The sequence below is a fragment of the Streptomyces panacea genome, assembly GCF_040560175.1.
In the GTDB taxonomy this organism is placed as follows: Bacteria; Actinomycetota; Actinomycetes; order Streptomycetales; family Streptomycetaceae; genus Streptomyces; species Streptomyces panacea.
The window spans coordinates 1-2,192 of sequence record NZ_JARJHW010000358.1 but is presented as its reverse complement, the minus strand read 5'-3'; the positions used below and the strand labels follow the sequence as shown (position 1 = coordinate 2,192).

The following is a 2,192-nucleotide window of genomic DNA, read 5'->3' as shown; positions in this document are numbered from 1 at the left end:
CGTCTCCGGCTTCCTCCTGGCCGGTCCCGCTGGCGACATGAGAAACGTACGACCGAAGGGCACCTCACGACATGGGCCCCAAGGCCCAACCCCGGGCCCAACCGACCGACTGGGCCCTGACACAGCGCTGCCCCGGCCGTCCTTGGTGCGGACGGGCCGGGGCAGCGCGGTGCCGCGCGGGAGATCAGTTCTGGGAACTGTCCGCCTCACCGCGCGGGAAGGAGATCTCCACGCGGCGGTTCTTCTTGCGGCCTTCTTCGTTGGTGTTGTCGGCGATCGGGTACTGCTCGCCGTAACCCCGGATCTCGTACGTGATGCCGGCGGCGGCCAGTTCCCTCTCCAGGACTCCGTGCACCGCTTCCGCACGCTGCTTGGAGAGGACGTCGCCGTGGGCGGACGAGCCCAAGTTGTCGGTGAAGCCGAAGACGCGGATCTTCTGGGCGCCCTGCTTCTCGATCTCCGCCGCCACCGCGGCGATACGGGCGTTCGCGGCGCCGGAGAGCTTCGCGCTGTCCTTGCCGAAGAGGACCTCGGCCTGGAGCGCGAACTTCACCGTCTCGCTGGTGTCCTCGCGACGCTCCTCACCGCCCTCGGACTCGACGACCGAGATGATCGGGAGCACCCTCGCCGGGGCGAGGGTGGCCCCGTCACGGAGCTTCAGTTCCGGATTGTCGCCGTCGACCTCGGGCGGTGGCGAGGTCGACTCCGTGCCGGGCGGGGTGCTCGGCGACTCGTCGGCGGACGCGCTCGCCGCCATGGTGAACTGCACACTGGTGAACAGGACCGCGGCGGCGATGGCCGTCGCCGCCGGCCGCACACGGGCCCGGCGCGTGCGCGCCGTGGTGGCACGCATCAGGAGATCTCAATCGTCGCGTTGGGCATCAGCGGAACCTGGATGTCGACCTCGGACGTGCCGTCGGGCGGCGCCGGGAACTGGGCGAAGAAGTTCTCCGTCGCGTTGCTGTCCATCCGGGCGAGGCCCGTCGTGGTCAGCGGGAACCCGTCGGTGTCCCGCAGGACGTAGTAGCGCTTCTTCTCGCCCTTGTCGATCAGCGTGATACCGGCGAGGGAGCGGCCGGTGCGCTTGACCTGGTTCTCCTGGCCGTTCCACTGGAGCGGCACCTGTGTGTCGCCGCTGTTGGTGTTCTTGATGGTCCCCGAGACCGTCAGGAATCCGCCGTCGTCGCGGGCCGCCGTGTGGATGACGACCTGGAATCCGTTGGACCCGTTGATGGTCGCCAGGGTCTGGCTGGTGTCCGGCACCGTGTTGCCGCCGTCGTCCTTCGGCTTGTCCCCGCTCGGGGCGGACGACGACGCGCCGTCGTCCTTCGCACCGTCGTCGCCACTGCCGCACGCCGTCAGAGACACGGTCAGCGCCGCGGCCGCGAGGGCGCAACCCGCCGCCCTACGGGCCTTCGTTCCATGCCGCATATTCATCAGTAAAAGTTCCTTTGCGTTCACTCGCGGTCAGTCCTCGGCCAGTCGGACGGAGAACAGGACAGACATGTCAGGCAGCACGGGATTCACCGGGTCGATGGCCAGACCCTTACCGTCACAGACGAACTCGCCCGGGGAGACGGGCTCCTCTTCACCCTCTTCACCCTCGTCTCCCTCACCGGGATCGCCGGGCTCGCCGGGCTCTTCCTCGCCGGGGTCCTCTTCATCTTCCGCCGGCTTGAAGCTGCACCGGGGGACGACGACCGCTGTGGCGTGCGCCTTGGCCTTCTCGTCCTTGGTGTCCGGCAGGACGCTGTCCCCCATCGGCTTCTGGGTGACGACGTCGACCCTGAAGCCCCACCTGCCGTCGTCGAGGAAGCGGCATCCGCCCTCGGGGACGTCCACGTCCGCTTCGTTCTCTCCGGCGAAGCGATGGGCATCGGCACAGCCGTTGTAGGTACCGACGGGGTTGCCGTTGAAGATGTCGTCCAGGAAGCCCGGGTCGAGGAGGTGCCCCGAAAGGATGTCTCCGAACTGGTCCCGTGACTCCTGGGCCGCTGCGAGTGCTGCCGCGTCGGCGGCGGACTGGGCACCGTTACGGGTGGCGCCCGCCTGGCCGACCGCGAAGAACGCGAGCGCGAGAAAGAGCAGGCCCGCCACCATCGTGATGTAGATGGGAGCGGCCTGCCCTGCCTCGCGAGAGTTACGCACCATCAGCCGCCGAGGATCTCGCCGACCTTGTCCGACAGACCGGT

General features: G+C 68.6%; 3 protein-coding genes. All 3 read right to left on the bottom strand.

All coding sequences use genetic code 11. The features are described from left to right. Window positions 1-184: 184 nt before the first annotated feature. The 3 genes from P3L51_RS35920 to P3L51_RS35910 are packed head-to-tail and all read right to left on the bottom strand — an operon-like array spanning window position 185 to window position 2,151. Window positions 185-853 (bottom strand): OmpA family protein, encoded by a 669-nt coding sequence (locus P3L51_RS35920; RefSeq protein WP_435594607.1) that lies wholly within the window; start codon window positions 851-853, stop codon window positions 185-187. After that, a complete protein-coding gene (locus P3L51_RS35915) occupies window positions 853-1,437 on the bottom strand; it encodes a hypothetical protein (RefSeq protein WP_354609559.1) in 585 nt (194 codons plus the stop codon). Before P3L51_RS35915 ends, P3L51_RS35920 begins: the two co-directional genes overlap by 1 nt. A 30-nt stretch (window positions 1,438-1,467) precedes the next feature. Continuing rightward, window positions 1,468-2,151 carry a pilus assembly protein TadG-related protein gene (locus tag P3L51_RS35910; protein ID WP_354609558.1) on the bottom strand — a complete coding sequence of 228 codons (684 nt, stop codon included), beginning with the start codon at window positions 2,149-2,151 and terminating at the stop codon, window positions 1,468-1,470. Between the last annotated feature and the right edge of the window lie 41 nt (window positions 2,152-2,192).